Consider the following 20,629-nt stretch of genomic DNA (forward strand, 5'->3'; position numbering starts at 1 on the left):
CCTGCTCCGACCCGTAGGCTCTGCCGACATGGTGCAGGCGTTGACGGGGCGGACGGCGATGCTGCCCACCCCTGGCCGGCAACGCCGCGGCGTGCTGGGCCCTGTGGTCGGGCTGGTCGCGCTCGGGATCTGCGGGCTGATCGTGCTCGGGATCGTGAGCAACAGCGTCGGTGTCGGCGGGATCGTGGTCGGCGCGATATGCGCGCTGCTGCCCGTCGGGCCGGTCGTTGCCGTGTTCCTGTGGATCGACCGGTGGGAGCCGGAACCGCCCAGCCTGCTGCTTTTCGCCTTCCTGTGGGGCGCGTGCTTCTCCGCGCTGACGGCGCTGCTGATCAACTCGGGGGCCGCGCTGGTGCTCGAAACGGTCCTCGGGAACGGCAGCGGCGACATCTACGGCGCTGTTGCGGTCGCGCCCATCGTCGAGGAGGCCGTCAAGGGCGTCTTCCTCGTCGGCCTGCTGATGTTCCGCCCGCGCGAGTTCGACGGGATCGTCGACGGCATCGTGTACGCGGGGCTCGTTGCGGCCGGGTTCGCGTTCACCGAGAACATCCTCTACTTCGGTCGCGCGTTCGCCGAGGCCGGAATGGGCGAAGAGAGCCTGAGCGTGCTGAGCGTGCTGTTCGTGCGCGGGGTGCTATCCCCGTTCGCGCACCCGCTCTTCACCGCGATGACCGGGATCGCGGCGGGCATCGCCGCCACCAACCGCAGCGTCGGGCTGCGGATCGTCGTGATCGGCGCCGGTTACATCGTTGCGGTCGCGCTGCACGCGCTGTGGAACTCGTCGGCGACGTTCCTGCAGGACGGGTTCTTCTGGGTCTACCTCTTCATCATGGTCCCGGTGTTCGCGGCCATGGTGATCGTCGTGATCTGGCAACGCCGACGCGAGCAACAGACGGTTGCCGCGCAGCTCCCCGGGTTCGCGCAGGCCGGGTGGATCGCGCCGAGCGAGATCCAGCTCCTGTCCAGCATGGCCGGTCGGCGAGGCTGGCAGGCCGCGGTGCGGAGGCGTTCCGGCAAGAAGGTCTCCAAGGCCGTCTCGGAGTACCAGGCGGCCGTCACCGAGCTGGCGTTCCTGCGGTCCAAGATGGCACGTGGCGCCGTCGGTGCCTCGGGTGCGCTCTGGCACGACGAGGCCGTCGCCGCGCTGCGCAGGGCCCGGCTGAAGGCCGTGGGGCACCCGGAGGCACTCACGGTCGCTCTGCGGCATCACGGGCCTGCCAACAACCCCGGCTGGCAACCGCCGCCGCCCGGGCCGCCGCCGCGCGCGCCCGGCCCGCTCCCGCCGCAGTACCCGGGTTGGCAGCCGCCGCCGCTCCCGCCCAACCAGCCCCCGCAGAGCTGGCCGTACCAGCAGCGATGAAACCGCCACCCGCTGTGGTGAAGCCCGTCACGGGGCGTCGCCGCGAGCGGGGCCGCTGTCTACGCTGACCCCGTCGTCCGGTACCCGCATCGCGGGACTGGAACGGGAGGAGCTGGTCATGGACGCAGGCAGGCCTGCTCGGCTCGCGGTCGGGGTCGTCTCGGCCGGTCGGGTCGGAGCCGTCGTCGGGGCCGCTTGGGCCGCCGCTGGACACCACGTCGTGGCGACGTCCGGCGTCTCCCGCGACTCGGTCAAACGTGCCGCCGCGTTGCTGCCCGACGTTCCGCTCCGTCCACCGGACGAGGTGGTCGCCGGCGCGGACCTCGCGCTGCTCGCCGTGCCCGACGACGTGCTGCCGGGCCTCGTCCGCGGGCTCGCGGCCGCAGGTAGCTTCCGGCCTGGGCAGATCGTCGTCCACACGTCCGGAGCGCACGGGGTGGCCGTTCTCGCCCCGGCCGCCGAGCACGGCGTGCTCCCGCTCGCGCTGCACCCCGTGATGACGTTCACCGGGCGCACCGAGGACGTCAACCGGCTCGCGAGCTGCAGCGTCGGCGTGACGGCAACGGCGGGTGACGAGGCGGCGTGGAGCGTCGGCGAGGCACTGGTCGTCGAGATGGGCGCCGAACCGGTGCGGATCGAGGAGCGGGTGCGCCCGCTCTACCACGCGGCGCTGGCGCACGGGGCGAACCACCTGGTCACGCTCGTGCGCGACTGCGTCGAAACGCTCGAACGGGCCGGCATCAGCCCGGCCGAGCGGCTGGTCGCCCCGCTGCTCTCGGCCGCGCTGGACAACGCGCTGCGCCATGGCGACCGGGCGCTCACCGGTCCGGTCGCGCGGGGCGACGTCGAGACGGTGCGTGCCCACCTCCGCGAGCTCGGCGCGGTCGACAAGGATCTCGTCGAGACCTACCGCGTCCTCGCCGGGCGCACCGCACGGCGGGCCGCCGGCGCGGGCCTGCTTCCCGACTCCGCCGCACACGACGTGCTCGCCACCCTCGAGGAGGGACCATGACCACGGCCCGGACGCTCGGGGGCTACGCACCCGGCCGGCTGACGACACACCGCACGCCCGGCGACATCCACGGGGTCACCCGCGCGCTGCGCCACAGCGGCCGGAAGATCAACCTGGTGCCGACGATGGGTGCGCTGCACGAGGGGCACCGCGCGCTGATCCGCAACGCTCGCCGCACCCCCGGCGCCACCGTCACGGTCGTCTCGATCTTCGTGAACCCCCTGCAGTTCGGGGCGGGCGAGGACCTCGAGCGCTACCCGCGCCCGCTGGAGGCCGACCTGCAGGCCTGCCAGGAGGAGGGCGCCGAGCTGGTCTTCCTGCCCGGCGTCGAGGACATGTACCCGGAGGGCGCCGACACGACGGTCGTGCCCGGGCAGCGCGGGGACGTCCTGGAAGGCGCGTTCCGACCGGGGCACTTCGCCGGCGTGCTGACGGTCGTGGCGAAGCTCTTCCACATCGTCGCCCCCGACACCGCGTTCTTCGGCGAGAAGGACTACCAGCAGCTGCGGCTCGTCACGAAGATGGCGAAGGACCTGGACATCCCGACGGCGGTCGTGGGCGTTCCGACCGTCCGGGAACCTGACGGGCTCGCGCTCTCCTCGCGCAACGTCTACCTCTCGCCCGACGAGCGCGGCCGCGCGGTGACGCTGCACCGCGCGCTCACCGCGGGGGCCGCGATCTCGGCGGAGGGCCCCGATGCCGTGCTCGCGGCCGCCAACGCCGTGCTGGCGGAGGAGCCCGCGCTCAAGGTCGAGTACCTGGCGCTGACCGACCCCGACCTCGGCCCGTCGCCGCAGCCGGGCCAGCGCGCGCGGCTGCTCGTCGCGGCGCGAATCGGGTCGACCCGGCTCATCGACAACGTCTCCGTGCAGCTCTAGGGGCGCCCGGTGCTGCTCTGCGTCGACGTCGGGAACACCCAGATCGCGCTCGGGCTGTACGCCGATTCGGACCCCGATTCGGACGCTGGGGCGCCACCGCTGGTCCGCGACTGGCGCATGCGCACCGACCCGCGCATGACGGCCGACGAGCTGGAGGTCGCCGTCAACGCCCTGCTCGGCGGGTTCGCGGCGCAGGTGACGGGCATCGCGGCGCTCTCGACCGTGCCGCGGCTGCTGCGCGAGCTGCGGCTGCTGATCGACCGGCGCGGCGGGCCGAGCGTCGTCGTCGGTCCCGGCGTGCGCACGGGTGTGCCGCTGCTGGTCGACAACCCGCGCGAGGTCGGCGCCGACCGCGTCATGAACACCCTCGCCGCCCACCGCCTGTTCGGCACGGCGTGCGTCGTCGTCGACTTCGGGACCTCGACGAACATCGACGTGGTCTCCGCGAAGGGTGAGTTCCTGGGCGGCGCGCTGGCGCCGGGCGTCGAGATCTCGATGGAGGCGCTCGCCGCCCGCGCCGCGGCGCTGCGGACCGTCGAGCTGGTCCGGCCGCGTTCGGTGATCGGCAAGAACACCGTCGAGTGCCTGCAGTCGGGCGTGCTCTTCGGCTTCGCGGGGCAGGTCGACGGGCTCGTCCGGCGGATCATCGCCGAGCTGGGCCCGAAGGCGGGCCCGGTCACGGTGCTCGGCACCGGCGGCCTCGCGCCGCTGATGGCGGGGGAGACCGAGACGGTCACCGAGTTCGTCCCCGACCTCACCCTCCAGGGCCTGCGCATGACGTTCCTGCGCAACCTCCGCACGCCTGCTTCGACCAACGGGAGCGTGGCCGAGCAAACGAGCCGAGTGAGATGACCACCCGACGAGTACGTCCGGCTATCGTGCCGCATGGCCGACCGTGGGACATGGGCTGAGCTGCGGGACCGCCGGATGGCCGAGCCCGGCGCGGTCGAGGCCTACGACGCCGCCCGGCTGGCCTTCGAGCTGGGCGCGGCTGTGCGCGATGCGTACGCGAGGGCAGCAAAGCCACTTTCCGGCCCCCACAGGGCAGGAAAGTGGCTTTCCTGCCCTCCCCCCGAGCCCAGGTGAGTTGCGCGAACGCCCTACCGCCGCACCGCCCGCAGCACGGTCGTCACGAGCGGGAGGTCGAAGCCGTCCGGCGACACCTCGGGCCGGGTGGCGAGGTAGGCGCGGATGCGGGTGAAGGCGGCCTCGCGGTCGGCTGGCTCGCTCATCAGCGCCCACGAGTGCGTCCTGAGCACGTCGATCAGCGCCTCGACCCCGGAGAGCGGGTGGACGTGCGGGAACAGGGCCCGCTCGGCGGGGGCGAAGAGCGGGTGCTCCGGCATCATCGAGTTGTCGCCGGCCCTGATGTTGCTCGGCACGGGGCGGCCCTCGACGCCGGCGTTGTGCATGCCGACGAGCCATTCGACATTGGGGTCGTCGGCGTTCCACAGCCCCGCGAGCACCCCGCCCGGCCGCAGCACCCTGGCGATCTCGGGGTAGGCGAGCTCCGGCTCGAACCAGTGCCACGCCTGCCCCGCGACGACGGCGTCGACCGACGCGTCCGGCAGCGGGATCGACTCCGCGCTGCCCTCCAGCGCGCGGACGTCGGGGAGCAGGGCGCGCAGCTCGGCCAGCATCGCGGGGTCGGGATCGACCGCGGTGATGGTCACGCCGGGCAGCGTGACCAGTGTTGCCGTGAGCTTGCCCGTCCCGGCCCCGAGATCCAGCACCACCTTGCCGGGCGTCGGGGCGAGTGCCCACTCCACGGCGACGGCAGGGTAGTCGGGGCGCAGGCGGGCGTAGTCGGCGGCGACGGTCCCGAACGAGCGGGCGCGAGGGGGCTGGGTCGTCATGGAACGGAAAGTACGGCCGCCCGGAAACCTGGGCGACCTCATAACTAATGTTGTGGCTGTGAGTACAGAGCCGCCCCCAGGACCCGAAGCCGAGCTGCCGGAGCAGATGCGGGTCCGACGTGCCAAGCGGGCGGAGATGCTCGCCGAGGGGCGGGACCCGTACCCGGTGGCGGTGCCGCGCACGCACACGCTGCGTGAGGTCCGGGCGGCCCACCCCGAGCTGGGACCCGACACGTCGACTGGCGACCTGGTCGGCGTCAGCGGCCGGGTGATGTTCCTGCGCAACACCGGGAAGCTGTGCTTCGCCACCCTCCGCGAGGGCGACGGCACCGAGCTGCAGGCGATGCTGAGCCTCGCGCTCGTCGGGGCCGAGGAGCTGGCCCGCTGGAAGTCGACGGTCGACCTCGGCGACCACGTCTTCGTGCACGGCGAGGTGATCACCTCGCGCCGTGGGGAGCTCTCGGTCATGGCCGACAGCTGGGACATGGCGGCGAAGGCCGTCCGGCCGCTCCCGACCGTCCACAACGAGCTGTCGGAGGAGACCCGCGTCCGGCAGCGCTACGTCGACCTCATCGTGCGCCCGCAGGCGCGCGAGATGGTGCAGGCGCGCGCGACGGTCGTCCGGTCGCTCCGGTCGACGCTGCACGACCGCTCCTACACCGAGGTCGAAACGCCGATGCTGCAGCTGCAGCACGGCGGCGCCACCGCGCGCCCGTTCGTCACACATGCGAATGCCCTCGACACCGACCTCTACCTGCGGATTGCGCCGGAACTGTTCCTGAAGCGTTGTGTGGTCGGCGGCATCGAGCGCGTCTTCGAGATCAATCGGAACTTCCGCAACGAAGGCATCGACTCATCGCACTCACCCGAGTTCGCGATGTTGGAGGCCTACCAGGCGTACGCCACCTATGCCGACATGGCGACCTTGACCCGCGAGCTGGTGCAAGCCAGCGCACGCGCCGTCTTCGGTTCCACAGTGGTGCGCCACGCCGACGGCAGTGAACACGATCTCGGTGGCGAGTGGCGAACCGTCACGTTGCACGATGCGGTCTCCGAGGTCGTCGGGCAAGACGTGACGCTGGACACGCCGATCGAAGATCTGCGCAAGCTCGCGGCAACGCACGACGTCGAACTCAAGGATTCGTGGGCGGCCGGCGAGATCGTGCTGGAACTTTTCGAGAAGCTGGTGGAGCACACGCTACTGGCGCCGACGTTCGTAAAGGACTACCCGGTCGAAGTGCGGCCGCTGACCAGACGGCATCGCAGCGAGCCGCGGCTGGCGGAGTCCTGGGACCTCACGGTCTTCGGCTTCGAGCTGGCCACCGCGTACTCGGAGCTCGTCGACCCCGTTGAGCAGCGTGATCGGCTTTACGCCCAGTCGCTGCTGGCGGCGGCGGGCGACGTCGAGGCGATGCAGGTCGACGAGGACTTCTTGCGGGCGATGGAGTACGGAATGCCCCCGACCGGCGGTATGGGAATGGGCATCGACCGGCTGCTGATGACGCTCACCGGGCTCGGAATCAGGGAGACGATTCTGTACCCGCTCGTGCGGGCGGAGTAAACACCGAGCTCGCCCCGGCGGGTCCCTCGACAGTGCCACTGTAATGGTTATAACCTGCAGCCAGTTGCGGCTCGTCCGCATAAACAACGGCGATCAGGTGTGGAGGCTGCGACCGTGGCGCAAATTCGTGAAGTGAGGCTCATCGACGACCTCGACGGTGATGCGGCCGACGAGACCGTCGAGTTCGGTATCGACGGGCGCAGCTACGAGATCGACCTGTCGGAGACCAACGCGAAGAAGTTGCGTGATGCGTTGGCGGATTTCGTGGCATCCGCGCGCAAGGCGGGCGGATCGACCCGACGCCGCGGTGGTGGCGCCGCAGGTGCGGTGCGCCGACCCGCGATCGACCGCGAGCAGAACCAGGCGATCCGCGACTGGGCGCGCAAGCGCGGCATGAAGGTCTCCGACCGCGGCCGCATTCCCGCCGAGGTGCTCGAGGCCTACCACCAGGAGAACTGACCGTTCTGCGTAGTTTCGAGCCGTGAATTCGGGGGTCGGCGCCGTGCGCCGGCCCCCTTCGCGTGGTTAGGGTGGCCTCAGTAGATCGAGGAGGTCCCCAATGGCTCGCAGAACGACCACGCTGGAGGTCCGCCGCACGGAGCGGATCACTCCACACATGATCCGTGTCGTCGCCGGCGGCTCGGATCTCGAGGCGTTCCCCGACACCGAGTTCACCGACCGTTATGTCAAGATCGTCTTTCCGCGGCCGGACGTGCGCTACCCGGAGCCGTTCGACCTCGAGACGATCTGGTCGCAGCTGCCGCGTGGCGAGTGGCCGTCGACCCGGACCTACACGATCCGCGCATTCGACGTCGCTGCCGGCGAGATCACGATCGACTTCGTGCACCACGGCGACGAGGGTCTGGCCGGGCCGTGGGCCGCGAACGCGCGCCCCGGCGACGTCCTGCGCATCCTCGGCCCCGGCGGCGCGTACGCACCCGACCCCGCGGCTGCGTGGCACCTCATGATCGGCGATGAGAGCGCTCTGCCCGCCATCGGAGCCGCCTGTGAGCGTGTCCCGGCCGGCGTGCCGGTGCTGGCTCTGCTGGAGGTCGGCGACGAGGCGGAGCGCCAGAAGATCTCCGGCCCCGGCGACGTCGACGTGCGTTGGCTCTACCGCGACCGCACTGCGCCCGACCAGCTGCTCGACGCCGTGCGCGCCGCGCCGTTCCCCGACGGTGACGTCCACGTCTTCCTGCACGGCGAGGCCGGGTTCGTCAAGAACATCCGGCGGCACCTGATCGATGAGCGAGGTATCGGGAGGGACCGGCTGTCCGTCTCCGGCTACTGGCGTCGCGGGCGCGACGAGGACGGCTGGCAGGCGGACAAGGCTGCCGAGCGGGCCGCCGAACAGGCGGCAGCGACGCGCTGAGGTTGTCCGCCGAGGGAGGAATCCGCTGATCCAGCAGTGTGTTGTGGCGGAGAGGCGCGCGGACCACGGGCGACCACACCCCCCATGCCGATAGAGTGGTAACGGGCGTACGCGGCGCAGCGTGTGCCAGTGCGGCGTAGTACGGCGCAGTAGGCGAGGAGTTCAGATGTTCGAGAGGTTCACCGACCGAGCGAGGCGTGTTGTCGTTCTGGCCCAAGAAGAGGCCAGGATGCTCAACCACAACTACATCGGCACCGAGCACATCCTCCTCGGCCTCATCCACGAGGGCGAGGGAGTGGCCGCCAAGGCCCTGGAGTCCCTCGGGATCGCCCTGGAGGGCGTCCGTCAGCAAGTCGAAGAGATCATCGGCCAGGGCCAGCAGGCCCCGAGCGGGCACATCCCGTTCACCCCTCGGGCCAAGAAGGTGCTGGAGCTCTCGCTCCGCGAGGCACTGCAGCTGGGCCACAACTACATCGGCACGGAGCACATCCTGCTCGGCCTGATCCGCGAGGGTGAGGGTGTCGCGGCGCAGGTGCTGGTCAAGCTCGGCGCCGACCTCAACCGCGTCCGCCAGCAGGTGCTGCAGCTGCTGTCGGGCTACCAGGGCAAGGAGCCCGCCGAGGGCGCCTCCGGTGGCCGCGGTGAGGGCACCCCGTCGTCGTCGCTGGTCCTCGACCAGTTCGGGCGCAACCTGACCCAGTCCGCCCGCGAGGGCAAGCTCGACCCGGTCATCGGGCGCGAGAAGGAGATCGAGCGGGTCATGCAGGTCCTGTCCCGCAGGACCAAGAACAACCCCGTCCTGATCGGGGAGCCCGGCGTCGGCAAGACCGCCGTCGTCGAGGGCCTCGCACAGGGCATCGTCAAGGGCGAGGTGCCCGAGACGCTGAAGGACAAGCAGCTCTACACGCTCGACCTCGGCTCGCTGGTCGCCGGGTCGCGCTACCGCGGCGACTTCGAGGAGCGCCTCAAGAAGGTGCTCAAGGAGATCCGCACCCGCGGCGACATCATCCTGTTCATCGACGAGCTGCACACGCTCGTCGGGGCCGGTGCCGCCGAGGGCGCGATCGACGCCGCCAGCATCCTCAAGCCGATGCTGGCCCGCGGTGAGCTGCAGACGATCGGTGCGACCACCCTCGACGAGTACCGCAAGTACGTCGAGAAGGACCCGGCGCTGGAGCGCCGCTTCCAGCCGATCCAGGTGGGCGAGCCGAGCGTCACGCACACCATCGAGATCCTCAAGGGGCTGCGCGACCGGTACGAGGCCCACCACCGGGTCACGATCACCGATGGCGCGCTGGTGCAGGCGGCCACGCTGGCCGACCGGTACATCTCCGACCGGTTCCTGCCGGACAAGGCGATCGACCTGATCGACGAGGCCGGCGCGCGGATGCGCATCCGCCGGATGACCGCGCCGCCGGACCTGCGCGAGTTCGACGAGAAGATCGCCGGTGTGCGTCGCGACAAGGAGTCGGCGATCGACGCGCAGGACTTCGAACGGGCCGCGCACCTGCGCGATTCGGAGAAGCAGCTGCTCGCGCAGAAGACCGAGCGCGAGAAGCAGTGGAAGTCCGGCGACCTCGACGTCGTCGCGGAGGTCGACGACGAGCAGATCGCCGAGGTGCTGGCGAACTGGACCGGTATCCCCGTCTTCAAGCTGACCGAGGAAGAGACCACTCGGCTGCTCAAGATGGAGGACGAGATCCACAAGCGGATCATCGGCCAGGAAGAGGCCGTCAAGTCGGTCGCGAAGGCGATCCGCCGCACGCGGGCCGGCCTGAAGGACCCGAAGCGCCCGTCCGGCTCGTTCATCTTCGCCGGCCCGTCCGGTGTCGGTAAGACCGAGCTGTCCAAGGCGCTGGCGAACTTCCTGTTCGGCGAGGACGACGCGCTCATACAGATCGACATGGGCGAGTTCCACGACCGCTACACCGCCTCGCGGCTGTTCGGTGCCCCTCCCGGGTACGTCGGCTACGAGGAGGGCGGCCAGCTCACCGAGAAGGTGCGGCGCAAGCCGTTCTCGGTGGTCCTGTTCGACGAGATCGAGAAGGCGCACCAGGAGGTCTACAACACCCTCCTGCAGGTGCTGGAGGACGGTCGTCTGACCGACGGTCAGGGCCGCACGGTCGACTTCAAGAACACCGTGATCATCTTCACCTCGAACCTCGGCACGCAGGACATCTCGAAGGCGGTCGGCCTCGGGTTCGCCCAGGGCAACGATGAGCAGTCGAACTACGAGCGGATGAAGAACAAGGTCAACGACGAGCTGAAGAAGCACTTCCGCCCGGAGTTCCTCAACCGCATCGACGACGTCATCGTCTTCCACCAGCTCACCGAAGAGCAGATCATCGAGATGGTCGACCTCATGATCACCCGGGTCGAGGGTGCGCTGGCCAACAAGGACATGGCCATCGAGCTCACCCCGGCCGCGAAGGGCCTGCTGGCCCGCCGCGGTTTCGACCCGGTGCTGGGTGCGCGGCCGCTGCGCCGCACCATTCAGCGCGAGATCGAGGACCAGCTGTCGGAGAAGATCCTCTTCGGCGAGGTGGAGCCGGGCCAGATCGTGGTCGTGGACGTCGAGGGTCTCGACCCCGACGCCCCCGAGTCGCGGGCCGGCGACGACAAGGCGAAGTTCGTCTTCCGCGGCGAGCCGAAGCCCGTCACGGTGCCGGACGCCCCGCCCGTCGACATGGCGAAGTCCGGCGACGAGTGAGCTAGCCCGCAGTTCCAGAGCACGTCGAACGGCCCGTCGGTACTCCGGTACCGGCGGGCCGTTCGCCGTCCCGCCAGGTGAGTCGACACTTCTGGCACGGTGAGTCGACATCCCTGGCACGGTGAGTCGACATCCCTGGCACGGTGAGTCGACATCCCTGGCACGGTGAGTCGACACTTCTGGCACGGTGAGTCGCCACTTCTGGCACGGCGAGTCGACACCTCCGGCACGGCGAGTCGCGCGTCTCGGAGCGGTGAGTCGCGCACTTCAGTGCGGTGAGTCGCGCATCTCGGTGCGTGCGTACCCCGTCGCCGTACTCGAAGTGACAACTCACCGTGCTGAAAGTGGCGACTCACCGTGCTGAAAGTGGCGACTCACCGTGCTGAAAGTGGCGACTCACCGTGCTGAAAGTGGCGACTCGCCGTGCTGAAAGTGGCGACTCGCCGTGCTGGAACGCGCGACTCGCCTGGGGCGTGGGCAGTGGGGTCACTAGATTGGGTGTATGAGCTCGGTCCGCGCCGTCCCAGAGACCGAGCTGATGGCCGGCGAGTCGTTGACGGCTGATCACGCCTGGCAGACGGTGCGCAAGTACGGCTTGTGGCACCTGCTCGGCACGGCCTTCCTGCGCTTCCGCTACGGCGACGGCTTCAGCCACGCCCGCGCGTTCGGCCTGCAGCTCGCGCTGGCCGCGGTGCCGCTGGTGATCGCCGGTGCGGGGCTGGCGACGGCGCTCGGGGTGGAGTCGCTAGCGGAGGTGGTGGCCCGCACGGTGGTCGCGATCTCGCCCGGCAGCAGCGACGCACTGGTCGCCGAGGTCATCGGCGGCATGGACGAGGGCAGCGAGCGGGGTGAGATCGTTGCCGTGCTCGGGCTCGGCACCGCCTTCCTGGCGGCTACGTCGGCGTTCGCGCAGCTCGAACGCGGCGCGAACCGGATCTACGGCACGGAACGCGACCGGCCGGCGCTGCGCAAGTACGGGCGCGCCGCGCTGCTGACGGCGACGGCGGGGGTGGCGATGGCCGCCGGGCTGCTCCTGATCGTCGCGGGCGAGCCCTTCGGCGAGGCGATGGAGGTCGTCTACCACTGGGGCGACGGTGCAGAAGAGGTGTGGGACGTGCTGCGCTGGCCGGTGGGGCTGGCCGCGCTGATCGTGGCGGTCACCGTGCTGTTCCGCCACGCCCCGCGGCGCAGCCAGCCAGGTCTGAGCTGGCTGGCTGTCGGGGCGTCGGTGACCGTGCTCGCCTGGCTGGCGGGCTCCGGCCTGCTGGCGCTGTACGTCGTCGCCGCCGCGGGCTTCGGCGACACCTACGGGCCGTTGACGGCCGTCATGGCGTTGCTGATCTGGGCCAACGTCACGGGGATCGCGTTGCTGGCCGGCTTCGCGCTCGCCGCGCAGCTGGAGGCGGTGCGTGCCGGCCGGCCCGAGCCGTTGCTGCCCGACAGCGACGGCGACGGCATCCCCGACAACCTCGACGAGCACCCGGACAGCCCGGCCCGCTGAGCGTCATCGTCGGTGCGCCATCGGCGGGGCGTCACCGCTGCGCGACGACCACGTCCTCGTCGACCCGAGGTCCGCACCAGTCCGCGAGGACGTGCTGCACCTCGGCGGCCGACGGGGCGGTGTCGCTCGCCCACGCGACGTAGGCGTCGGGCCGCACCAGCATCACCGCGCCGCCGTCGGTCCGGCGCAACTCGACGCGGTCGCCCCAGCCAGCGGCTGCTCGCGCCGCCGCACCGTCGGGAGTGCCATCCACCAGCACGAACGTCCCGTCGCGCAGCAGTTCGTAGAGCCGCTCGCCGCCGAGGTCGCGGTCGGGCGCCCGGCGCCCGGCCAGCTTGTTCGGCTTGTCGCCGCGTGGCGCGTAGTGGATGCCGACGCCGCTGATCAGCGCGCGGGGGTGCTTGCGGATCAGCTCGACGTCGAACGCGATGCGCATGAGCCCACGAACCGCCTTGAGCACCAGATCCGACTTGATCAGGACCGCCCGCGTGAGGGCGTCGGTCACTCGCAGCACCATGGAGCCGACCGGGTGCCGTTCGCTCTCGTAGGTGTCGAGCAGCCAGCCGGGAGCGGTGCCGTGCATGACGGACGCGAGCTTCCAGCCGAGGTTCATGGCGTCACCGATGCCCGTGTTCATGCCCTGCGCGCCGATCGGCGAGTGGGTGTGCGCCGCGTCGCCCGCCAGCAGGACCCGGCCGACCCGGTAGTGCGCGGCCTGTCGCTGCTCGGAGAGGAACCGCGACATCCAGCGCGGGTCGTGCATGCCGAGGTCGGAGCCGGAGATGCGGATCGATGCCGCACGCAGCTCTTCCACGTCCAGCGGCGCGTCGATCGGCTTCGTGTCGTTCTCCCGGTCCCAGATGATCAGACGGTGGTAGCCGTCGCCGAACGGGATGACCAGCCGGAGGCCGGCACCGGTCACAGCGGCCGAGACGAAGTCGTCCGGCACATCGCGCAGCCGGACGTCGGCCAGCGTGATGGGGGTCTTGTTCTCCTTGCCGACGAACGGCATGTCCAGGGCCTTCCGGATGGCGCTGTGCGCCCCGTCGCAGCCGACGACGTACGCGGCCCGTTCGACGTGCGTCCCGTTCGCGTCGGAGACGGTGAGCGAGACGCCCTCGGCGTCCTGCTCGACCGCCGTGACGGCCGTCCCGCGCACGATCTCGACACCCAGCTCGTGGCATCGGGCCTCGAGGGTGGTCTCGGTGAGGCTCTGCGGCGCGATGAGCATGTAGGCGAACCGGCTGGGGATGAGCGAGAGGTCGATCCCGACCCCGACGTTGATCCCCGCGTTGGTCACGATGTTGCCCTTGGCGATGATCTCGTCGGCCATCCCGCGGGCGTCCAGCAACTCCAGCGTCCGCGACGCGACACCGAAGGCCCTGGTGATGTTGGGTGCCTCGGCGCGCTTCTCCAGCACTGTGCAGGGCACGCCTGCCAGTGCCAGCTCGCTGGCGAGCATCAGGCCGGTCGGGCCTGCTCCTACCACGATCACGCGGTTGCTCATGACTCCTCCTATCCACAACTGCTGTAGTACTACGGTAGCTGTGGTCGAAGAGTAATTCAACGGCCGTTCAATAGATGACCCGATCGGCTCAGTTGCGCAGCGTCACCGGGCGGGCGTCGGCCGGCGGCGTGCCGAAGACGGTCGCGGCGTCGTGCTCCGGCGCCTTCTCGGTGGTGAGGTGGGCCGACTCGATGCGGTCGGTGCGGAACCAGCGCGGCCCCTGCCGCAGGCGGCACCACGCCAGCAAGTACCAGTGCCCGTTGGTCGCCGCGAGCGCCGCAGGCTCGACGGCCCGATCCGTGACCTCGCCCGAGGGGTCGGCGTACCGCAGCACCAGCACCCGCTGCCGGCGCACCGCCTCGTCGAGCGCCCGCGCCACCGCCGGCCGTGGCGCCCGCTCCGGCACCCGCAGCCAGAGTCTCGACGCGATCGCCTCCGCCTCCACCCGCTCCGCTTCCGGCATCGCGGCCAGCACCTTCGACAGCGCGCTGCGCCCGTCGACGGCGAACGGGAGCGCCGGCAGCGCCGCGAGCGCCACGGCAATGGCGGCCGCCTCCGCGCCGGTGATGTTGAGCGGTGGCAGCGACACGGCGTCCAGCACGTAGCCGCCCCCGGGCCCGGCCTGCGCCCAGAGCGGCAGCCCGGCCTGCAGCAGGGCCTCGATGTCGCGCTTGATCGTCCGCGTGGACACCTCCAGGTGCTCTGCCAGCCACGATCCGGTCCGGCCGGAGGGGCCGGCGGCACGCAGCTCCTCCGCGATCGCGTACAGCCGTTCAGTGCGGTTCACGCTCAGGAATATGCCCGAAAAACGGTGACAGCACGGTGTCACCGACCTTCCATCAAACTTGTCCCATGACGACGAAGAGCCCGACCCGCCACATCGAACGTCCCGACGGCCGCCGCGTGGCGATGTACGACCTGACGCCCGGCGCGCCCGCTGATGCACCGGTGGTCCTGCTCTGCCACATCGCGCCCGGCTCGGGGGCCTTCGACCCGGATCCGGCCGCGACGGCGGCCCGCGGCGTGCGGCTCGTCTCGCTCGATCGTCCCGGCTACGGCGGGTCCGACCCGATGCCCGAGTCGGAGTTCGCGACGGTCGAGGTCGCGATCGAGGACGCGGCGGCGGTGCTGCGCGAGGTGCTGCCGGCCGGCGCGAAGGCAGGCGTCGCGGGTTGGTCGGCGGGCGGGCGGATCGCGCTCGGGCTCGCGGCGCGCTACCCCGAGCTGGTCGGGCGGGTCGCGGTGATCGGCACGCCGGCGCCCGACGAGCACGTGCAGTGGATCCCGGCCGAGAACAAGGCAGGGCTGGACGCGCTGCGCGATGCGTCGGCGGCCGAGGCGCACGCCGCACTCGCGGGGGCGTTCGGGCCGATGCTCGAAGCGACGCAGGGCGACGCGCGGTTCGCGCTGCTCGGCCTGGCCGACGCCGACGCGGCGGTGCTCGCGACGGAGGGCACCGTCGACCGGGTGCGCGACCTCGTCGACACGATGTTGGCGCAGGGCGGCGTGGGCATGATCGCGGACGTGGCCGGCTACTCGCTGCGGCCGTGGGGCTTCGATCCGGCCGACGTCACGGCCGACGTGCTGCTCGGCTACGCCACCGAGGACTTCGTCGGGCCGGCGCACGGCGAGTGGTACCAGAAGACGCTGCCCTCGGCGCGGCTGGAGCTGGTCGCCGACACGGGCCACCTCCTCGTCGTGCCGTTCTGGGACCGCGCGCTCGCCCACCTCACCTGACCCCGAACTTCCCCACCGTTTTGCCTACTTGCACACCAAAAAGGGCGTGCAGGTTGGCAAAACGGTGGGGAAGTTCGGGGTCAGTTCGCGGCCGTGGAGCTGAAGACCACCTCGAACTCCAGCACCGAGGAGCCGGTCGACACGGGGCGGGCGCGCTCGCCGGCGTGCGCCTCCTGCGCCGGGCCGCTGCGCCACGCCTGGAACGACTCCTCGTCCTCCCAGTGCGTCACGACGAAGTAGCGGCTCTCGCCCGCCACGGGCCGCAGGAGCTCGAACGAGATGAAACCCGGTGCACCGTCGACGGCGTGCAGCCGCTTGGAGAAGCGGTTCTCCAGCTCGGGTCCGGCACCCTCGGGCACCTCGATTGCATTGATCTTCACCACGGCCATGCTCATAGGCTACTGACGTGCGGTGGACGCAGCGGGCGAGCGACGGTGTGGAGCTCGCGGTGGTCGAGTTCGGCGGCGCGGGCCGTCCGGTGCTGCTGCTGCACGGCCTGATGGGTCGCGCCACGACGTGGTGGAGCACCGCCCAGTGGCTCGTGGAGCACGGCCGGGTGCTCTCCTACGACGCCCGCGGGCACGGCCGCTCGCAGGCCGCAGGCCCGTGGACGACCGACCGGATGGTCGAGGACGCCGCCGCGGTGCTGTCGGCGGTCGGCCCCGGGCTCGTCGTCGGCCATTCGATGGGCGGGCTGCACGGGCTGGTGCTCGCGGCCAGGCACCCCGAGCTCGTGACGGCGCTGGTCGTCGAGGACATGGCGGTCGACTTCCGCGGCCGCAGCGCGGCGGATGCCCGGGCCTGGTTCGGCGCGCTGCCGAGCGCGTTCTCCTCGCTCGCGGCCGTCCGTGCGGCATTCGGCTGGCCGCGCCGGGAGTTCGGCGAGTACATGGCCGAGTGCGTCGAGGAGCGGGCCGACGGCTACCACCTGCTCGCCGAGGTGGAGCACGTCGTCGAGATCGCGGCCGAGTGGGCCGACGTGGACCACTGGGCGACGCTGGACGAGGTCCGTTGCCCCGTGCTGCTCGTCGAGGGCGCGGAGAGTGTTGCGCCGCCGGGGCAGATGACGGAGATGGCGCGCCGCCTCCCCGCCGCCCGTCACGTGCTCGTCGACGGCGCCGGACACCTCGTGCATGACGGCAACCCCACGGCCTTCCGTGAGGCTGTGGACCGTTTTGTCCGAACCGGACTGTGATCGCCAACACCCTTCTTTTGCCGTGCCGGTTGCGCAGTGTGACGATGCGCCGAATGTCCGCATCCCGGTGGGCAATCGACTGAAGGAGCGGCCTTGGCCGAGTCGGGCAACGCGCTCAGCGCGGGGTTGAAGAACCGCCACGTGACGATGATCAGCATCGCCGGGGTGATCGGCGCGGGCCTGTTCGTCGCGTCGTCGAAGGCGATCGCTTCGGCGGGGCCGGCGGTGCTGATCGCGTACGCGCTCGCCGGCCTCCTGGTCGTGCTGGTCATGCGGATGCTCGGGGAGATGGCCGCGGCCAACCCCGACTCGGGGTCGTTCTCGACCTACGCCGATCGCGCGATCGGGCCGTGGGCCGGGTTCAGCATCGGGTGGCTCTACTGGTGGTTCTGGGTGATCGTCATCCCGTTCGAGGCCACCGCGGCGGCCGCGATCCTGAACTCGTGGATCCCGTCGGTGGACCAGTGGGTGTGGGCGCTGGCCGTGACGCTGATCCTCACCGTGACCAACCTGTTCAGCGTCGCCAACTACGGCGAGTTCGAGTTCTGGTTCGCGCTGCTGAAGGTCGGCGCGATCGTCGGGTTCATCGCGCTCGGAGCCCTCGCGGTGCTCGGGCTGCTGCCCGGGAGCGGCACGAGCGGTCTGGAGAACCTCGTCGCGCACGGCGGGTTCATGCCGAACGGCTTCGGCGTGGTCATCGTCGCCGTGCTGACGACGATCTTCAGCTTCATGGGCACGGAGATCGTGACGATCGCGGCGGCCGAGTCGCCGAAGCCGGCCGACCAGATCGGCAAGGCCACCCGCTCGGTGATCTGGCGGATCTCGGTGTTCTACATCGCCTCGATCCTGCTCGTCGTCGCGCTCGTGCCCTGGAACGACCCGAACCTGCCGACGATCGGCTCCTACCAGGCGGCGCTGGAGGCCATCGGCATCCCGAACGCGAAGGCGATCGTCGACGTGGTGGTGCTCGTCGCCGTCGCGAGCTGCCTGAACTCCGCGCTCTACACGGCATCGCGGATGATCTACTCGCTCGGCCGCCGCGGGCAGGCGCCCGCCGCGGTGATGCGCACGACTGCGCAAGGCGTGCCGGCCGTCGCGGTACTCGCCTCGACGGCGGTCGGCTTCCTCACGGTGGTCGCGAACTACCTCGTGCCGGAGAAGGTGTTCGAGACGCTCGTCGCGACGGCGGGCGCCATCGCGCTCATCGTCTACCTGGTGATCGCGGTGTCGCAGCTGCGCCTGCGCCGCAAGCTGGAGCGCTCGGGCGCGGACATGCCCGTGCGCATGTGGGCGTACCCGTGGCTGACCTGGGCAGTGATCATCCTGATCCCCGCGATGCTGATCTACATGGCGACCGTCGAGTCCAAGCAGCTCGACCTCGCGATGACGGCGATCCTCACCGTCGTGGTGGTCGTGGTCGGGATCGTCACGACCCGGCGCCGCGGGTCGGGCGATTCGTCAGGCGCTGACGTGGACCTCGATCACACGGGCGCGCACGGGGGCGACCGGGTGTAGCGCGGCGAACGCCTCTGCCGGGCGCTCGGTGGCCAGCACGCAGTGCGGCAGCCAGGTGCCCGGCAGGTAGGCCGCGACCGGGCCCTTCACCCGGCCGGCGAGCGCGTCGTGCACGGCCGCGTGGACGGCGAGCAGCTCGGTGTCGACGACGGCCGCGAGCACCAGCTCGTCCGGCCGCCCCGCGACCGTGCCGAGCGTGGCGAGCCAGATGGAGGGCAGCACGAGCACCCGCAGCTCGTCGGCGAGCGCCTCGCGGGCCGCTGGCGGGATCGTGGCGGCCGCGGCGGCGGTCACGCTCGGCGGACCTTTGGGGATCGCGATCCCCAAGCCTTTGACCTTCTTGCGCATGGCGGCGAGCTCGCCGGTGGCGGCGAGCTCGAGGCGGAAGCTGACGACGTGTGCCATCGCGGGCTCAGGCCGGGAGGGCGAATCGGCCGTCGTCGTGCTGCTCTGCCAGCCCGTCGACGAGCAGTGAGTGCAGGCACCGGTCCCGTTGCGCGGCGTCGGACCACACGGCGTCGAGCGCCGAGCGCGGCACCGGGTCGGGCGCGGCCCGCAGCACGTCGAGGAGCCTGCCGCGGACCTGCCGGTCGGTCCCGGCGAACCCCTGCACCGGCTTGCGCGGGCCGTCGTACGCGGGCCGTCCGGCCGCGTGCCACGCGCACTCGGGGCGCACCGGGCAGCGGCCGCACTGCGGTGCTCTCGCCGTGCAGACGACGGCGCCCAGCTCCATGAGCGCGATCGACTTCGTCGCCGCCGCGGCGTCGGACGGGGGCAGCAGCGCGTCGACGTCGGCGAGGTCGGCCTTGACCCGGGCGGGCCCGGCGTCACCCGCTCCGTGCACCGCCCGCGCGACGACCCGTCGGACGTTGGTGTCGACGACCGGACATCGCTTGCCGTAGCCGAACGCCGCGACGGCACGCGCGGTGTACGAGCCGACGCCCGGCAGCGCCTCCAGCTCGTCGACGTCGGAGGGCACGACGTCGCCGTGCCGCTCGGCGATCGCGGCAGCGGCGTCGTGCAGCCGCAGCGCCCGGCGCGGGTAGCCGAGCTTGCCCCAGGCCCGCAGGACGTCGGCGCGCGACGCCGCGGCGAGCGCGGAAGGGGTCGGCCACTGCGCCATCCACGCCGTCCACACCGGCTCCACCCGCGCGACCGGTGTCTGCTGCAGCATGAACTCGCTGACCAGCACACCCCACGGGCTCGTGCCCGGCCGCCGCCACGGCAGATCGCGGGCGTTGGCCAGGTACCAGTCGGTGACGGGGGCGAGCAGTGGCACGGGTCGAGATGGTGCCACTGCCCGCTCCGGTCAGGTCACACGACCTCGCGCAAGGAGCAACCTCCCCACCGTTTTGGGCGGATGCGCGCTCCGCGAGCGCGCAAGGGCCCAAAACGGTGGGGAACTTCGGGGCCGAGGTGGCGGCGCGGGATCAAGGGTCGTGTCGTGCCATCCTTCGGGTGACGGATGTCAAGATCGAGTGTCCGTCGCCCGGGTGGACTCCGGCGCGCCGCGACGCGCCGATGCCTCCGAGATCCGCAACCTATGGTAACCGCTCAGATACTCTGAGTGACATGTGGGAGCCGGTCGGGCCGCTGCCCGCCTCCGTCTACTGGAGGCGTCGTTGGGTGGCGATCGTGTCGGCGGTGAGCGTCGTCGCGCTGATCGTCTGGTGCACCGTCCTGATCGTCGCGCCTCCCGCACCGGCCGGTGAGGCCCCGCCGACATTGGTGGCCACGCTCGCCGCACAGACCGCTCCCCAGCCGGCCTCCCCGTCCCCGGCTGCATCACCCACCTCGCCCGACACGTCGATCGAACCAGTGGCGCAACGAACCGCGCCCACGTCGGCGCAGCAGCCGGGGGCGGCGGAGCCACCAGCGAGCACCCCACCGTCGTCGTCAGCATCAGCGGCAGCGACGACGGCTTCGACCGAAGGCATGCCGGCGACGACGTCGGAGGAGGTGCAGGTCGACGTCCCGTCGCGCAGCGCGGCCCCGGCGACGCCCGTGCCGGTGCCGGCGACCGGCCCGGTGCCGTGCACCAACGCGATGCTCTTCATCGGCGCCGAGATCGACCGCGCCGAGCACAAGGTCGGCGAGCGGCCGGTGCTTCGGCTCGTCGTCATGAACTCGAGCGAGCAGCCGTGCGTCCGCGATCTCGACCCTGCTCGCCAGGAGATCGTGGTGTGGAGCAGCGACGGTTCCTCGCGGCTCTGGTCCAGCAACGACTGCTCCAACATCTCGCGGCCCGACCTGCGCACGCTCGTGCCCGGCCAGCCCATCACGTTCGCCGTGACGTGGGTCGGGCGCACCTCGACGCCGGGGTGCGCCGGCGCCCGGCCGCAGGTGCCGGCCGGCAACTACCGCGTGATGACCCGCGTCGACGACGCCATCAGCAACCCGACGCACTTCGTCCGGGTGCCGTAAC

General features: G+C 71.2%; 19 protein-coding genes. 13 read left to right on the top strand and 6 right to left on the bottom strand.

What is annotated here, in order from left to right; translation table 11 throughout:
* The first annotated feature begins 28 nt into the window (after window positions 1-28).
* From LL648_RS06925 to LL648_RS06940, 4 genes are all read left to right on the top strand, one after another.
* Window positions 29-1,360, top strand: coding sequence for a PrsW family intramembrane metalloprotease (locus tag LL648_RS06925; protein ID WP_232661565.1), 1,332 nt, complete (start codon window positions 29-31; stop codon window positions 1,358-1,360).
* A gap of 118 nt (window positions 1,361-1,478) precedes the next feature.
* Window positions 1,479-2,372: a Rossmann-like and DUF2520 domain-containing protein gene (locus LL648_RS06930; protein ID WP_232661566.1), complete on the top strand. Its 894-nt coding sequence runs from the start codon at window positions 1,479-1,481 to the stop codon at window positions 2,370-2,372.
* Entirely contained in the window at window positions 2,369-3,250 is an 882-nt protein-coding gene (gene panC / locus LL648_RS06935) for a pantoate--beta-alanine ligase (protein WP_232661567.1), read from the top strand. The genes LL648_RS06930 and panC overlap by 4 nt, the downstream gene beginning before the upstream one ends.
* Before the next feature lie 9 nt (window positions 3,251-3,259).
* Entirely contained in the window at window positions 3,260-4,102 is an 843-nt protein-coding gene (locus LL648_RS06940) for a type III pantothenate kinase (RefSeq protein WP_232661568.1), read from the top strand.
* Between the two features lie 248 nt (window positions 4,103-4,350).
* On the opposite strand, the gene LL648_RS06945 is transcribed toward LL648_RS06940, so the two are convergent.
* Window positions 4,351-5,106, bottom strand: a complete 756-nt coding sequence (locus tag LL648_RS06945; RefSeq protein WP_232661569.1) for a class I SAM-dependent methyltransferase — start codon at window positions 5,104-5,106, stop codon at window positions 4,351-4,353.
* 106 nt (window positions 5,107-5,212) lie between these two features.
* On the opposite strand from LL648_RS06945, the gene lysS reads away from it, so the two are divergent.
* The 5 genes from lysS to LL648_RS06970 all read left to right on the top strand — a co-directional run bounded on the left by lysS (window position 5,213) and on the right by LL648_RS06970 (window position 12,250).
* Entirely contained in the window at window positions 5,213-6,667 is a 1,455-nt protein-coding gene (gene lysS, locus LL648_RS06950; RefSeq protein WP_232661861.1) for a lysine--tRNA ligase, read from the top strand.
* A 114-nt stretch (window positions 6,668-6,781) separates the two neighbouring features.
* On the top strand, window positions 6,782-7,126 hold the full coding sequence (locus LL648_RS06955) for a histone-like nucleoid-structuring protein Lsr2 (RefSeq protein WP_232661570.1): 345 nt from the start codon (window positions 6,782-6,784) through the stop codon (window positions 7,124-7,126).
* A 100-nt stretch (window positions 7,127-7,226) separates the two neighbouring features.
* Window positions 7,227-8,039 carry a siderophore-interacting protein gene (locus LL648_RS06960; RefSeq protein WP_232661571.1) on the top strand — a complete coding sequence of 271 codons (813 nt, stop codon included), beginning with the start codon at window positions 7,227-7,229 and terminating at the stop codon, window positions 8,037-8,039.
* Between the two features lie 166 nt (window positions 8,040-8,205).
* Window positions 8,206-10,749, top strand: coding sequence for an ATP-dependent Clp protease ATP-binding subunit (locus tag LL648_RS06965; RefSeq protein WP_232661572.1), 2,544 nt, complete (start codon window positions 8,206-8,208; stop codon window positions 10,747-10,749).
* Window positions 10,750-11,251: 502 nt separating this feature from the next.
* A complete protein-coding gene (locus tag LL648_RS06970; RefSeq protein ID WP_232661573.1) occupies window positions 11,252-12,250 on the top strand; it encodes a YihY/virulence factor BrkB family protein in 999 nt (332 codons plus the stop codon).
* A gap of 31 nt (window positions 12,251-12,281) precedes the next feature.
* Here LL648_RS06970 and LL648_RS06975 read toward each other — a convergent pair whose 3' ends face one another.
* Complete coding sequence (locus LL648_RS06975) at window positions 12,282-13,757, bottom strand: FAD-dependent monooxygenase (RefSeq protein ID WP_232661574.1); 1,476 nt, start codon at window positions 13,755-13,757, stop codon at window positions 12,282-12,284.
* Window positions 13,758-13,845: 88 nt separating this feature from the next.
* Complete coding sequence (locus LL648_RS06980; RefSeq protein WP_232661575.1) at window positions 13,846-14,544, bottom strand: helix-turn-helix transcriptional regulator; 699 nt, start codon at window positions 14,542-14,544, stop codon at window positions 13,846-13,848.
* A gap of 65 nt (window positions 14,545-14,609) precedes the next feature.
* Between LL648_RS06980 and LL648_RS06985 the strand changes: the two genes are divergently transcribed.
* Complete coding sequence (locus LL648_RS06985) at window positions 14,610-15,494, top strand: alpha/beta fold hydrolase (RefSeq protein WP_232661576.1); 885 nt, start codon at window positions 14,610-14,612, stop codon at window positions 15,492-15,494.
* Between the two features lie 80 nt (window positions 15,495-15,574).
* Here the strand turns inward: LL648_RS06985 and LL648_RS06990 are convergent, their stop codons facing one another.
* Window positions 15,575-15,883 carry an antibiotic biosynthesis monooxygenase family protein gene (locus LL648_RS06990; RefSeq protein WP_232661577.1) on the bottom strand — a complete coding sequence of 103 codons (309 nt, stop codon included), beginning with the start codon at window positions 15,881-15,883 and terminating at the stop codon, window positions 15,575-15,577.
* A gap of 17 nt (window positions 15,884-15,900) precedes the next feature.
* On the opposite strand from LL648_RS06990, the gene LL648_RS06995 reads away from it, so the two are divergent.
* Both LL648_RS06995 and gabP read left to right on the top strand, forming a co-directional pair.
* The gene (locus LL648_RS06995) at window positions 15,901-16,689 is read left to right on the top strand and encodes an alpha/beta fold hydrolase (RefSeq protein ID WP_232661578.1); all 789 of its coding nucleotides are present in this window, start codon (window positions 15,901-15,903) and stop codon (window positions 16,687-16,689) included.
* A gap of 93 nt (window positions 16,690-16,782) precedes the next feature.
* The gene (gene gabP / locus LL648_RS07000) at window positions 16,783-18,204 is read left to right on the top strand and encodes a GABA permease (RefSeq protein ID WP_255684542.1); all 1,422 of its coding nucleotides are present in this window, start codon (window positions 16,783-16,785) and stop codon (window positions 18,202-18,204) included.
* Here the strand turns inward: gabP and LL648_RS07005 are convergent.
* Both LL648_RS07005 and LL648_RS07010 read right to left on the bottom strand, forming a co-directional pair.
* Window positions 18,148-18,609 (bottom strand): 2'-5' RNA ligase family protein, encoded by a 462-nt coding sequence (locus LL648_RS07005; protein WP_232661579.1) that lies wholly within the window; start codon window positions 18,607-18,609, stop codon window positions 18,148-18,150. The two genes, gabP and LL648_RS07005, sit on opposite strands and share 57 nt — an antisense overlap.
* A 7-nt stretch (window positions 18,610-18,616) precedes the next feature.
* The gene (locus LL648_RS07010; protein ID WP_232661580.1) at window positions 18,617-19,483 is read right to left on the bottom strand and encodes an A/G-specific adenine glycosylase; all 867 of its coding nucleotides are present in this window, start codon (window positions 19,481-19,483) and stop codon (window positions 18,617-18,619) included.
* Between the two features lie 293 nt (window positions 19,484-19,776).
* Here LL648_RS07010 and LL648_RS07015 point away from each other — a divergent pair, with 293 nt between their 5' ends.
* Window positions 19,777-20,628, top strand: coding sequence for a hypothetical protein (locus tag LL648_RS07015; RefSeq protein WP_232661581.1), 852 nt, complete (start codon window positions 19,777-19,779; stop codon window positions 20,626-20,628).
* Window position 20,629 lies beyond the last annotated feature (1 nt).

Origin of the sequence: Pseudonocardia sp. TRM90224, from assembly GCF_021245725.1 — a bacterium.
Lineage (GTDB): Bacteria > Actinomycetota > Actinomycetes > Mycobacteriales > Pseudonocardiaceae > Pseudonocardia.

Coding starts and splice junctions, on each gene's coding strand:
- LL648_RS06965 (WP_232661572.1), top strand. CDS start 8,206: ATGTTCGAGAGGTTCACCGACCGAGCGAGGCGTGTTGTCGTTCTGGCC.
- panC (WP_232661567.1), top strand. CDS start 2,369: ATGACCACGGCCCGGACGCTCGGGGGCTACGCACCCGGCCGGCTGACG.
- LL648_RS07005 (WP_232661579.1), bottom strand. CDS start 18,609: ATGGCACACGTCGTCAGCTTCCGCCTCGAGCTCGCCGCCACCGGCGAG.
- LL648_RS06970 (WP_232661573.1), top strand. CDS start 11,252: ATGAGCTCGGTCCGCGCCGTCCCAGAGACCGAGCTGATGGCCGGCGAG.
- lysS (WP_232661861.1), top strand. CDS start 5,213: ATGCGGGTCCGACGTGCCAAGCGGGCGGAGATGCTCGCCGAGGGGCGG.
- LL648_RS06975 (WP_232661574.1), bottom strand. CDS start 13,757: ATGAGCAACCGCGTGATCGTGGTAGGAGCAGGCCCGACCGGCCTGATG.
- LL648_RS06930 (WP_232661566.1), top strand. CDS start 1,479: ATGGACGCAGGCAGGCCTGCTCGGCTCGCGGTCGGGGTCGTCTCGGCC.
- LL648_RS06985 (WP_232661576.1), top strand. CDS start 14,610: ATGACGACGAAGAGCCCGACCCGCCACATCGAACGTCCCGACGGCCGC.
- LL648_RS07015 (WP_232661581.1), top strand. CDS start 19,777: ATGTGGGAGCCGGTCGGGCCGCTGCCCGCCTCCGTCTACTGGAGGCGT.
- LL648_RS06925 (WP_232661565.1), top strand. CDS start 29: ATGGTGCAGGCGTTGACGGGGCGGACGGCGATGCTGCCCACCCCTGGC.
- LL648_RS06960 (WP_232661571.1), top strand. CDS start 7,227: ATGGCTCGCAGAACGACCACGCTGGAGGTCCGCCGCACGGAGCGGATC.
- LL648_RS06945 (WP_232661569.1), bottom strand. CDS start 5,106: ATGACGACCCAGCCCCCTCGCGCCCGCTCGTTCGGGACCGTCGCCGCC.
- LL648_RS06990 (WP_232661577.1), bottom strand. CDS start 15,883: ATGGCCGTGGTGAAGATCAATGCAATCGAGGTGCCCGAGGGTGCCGGA.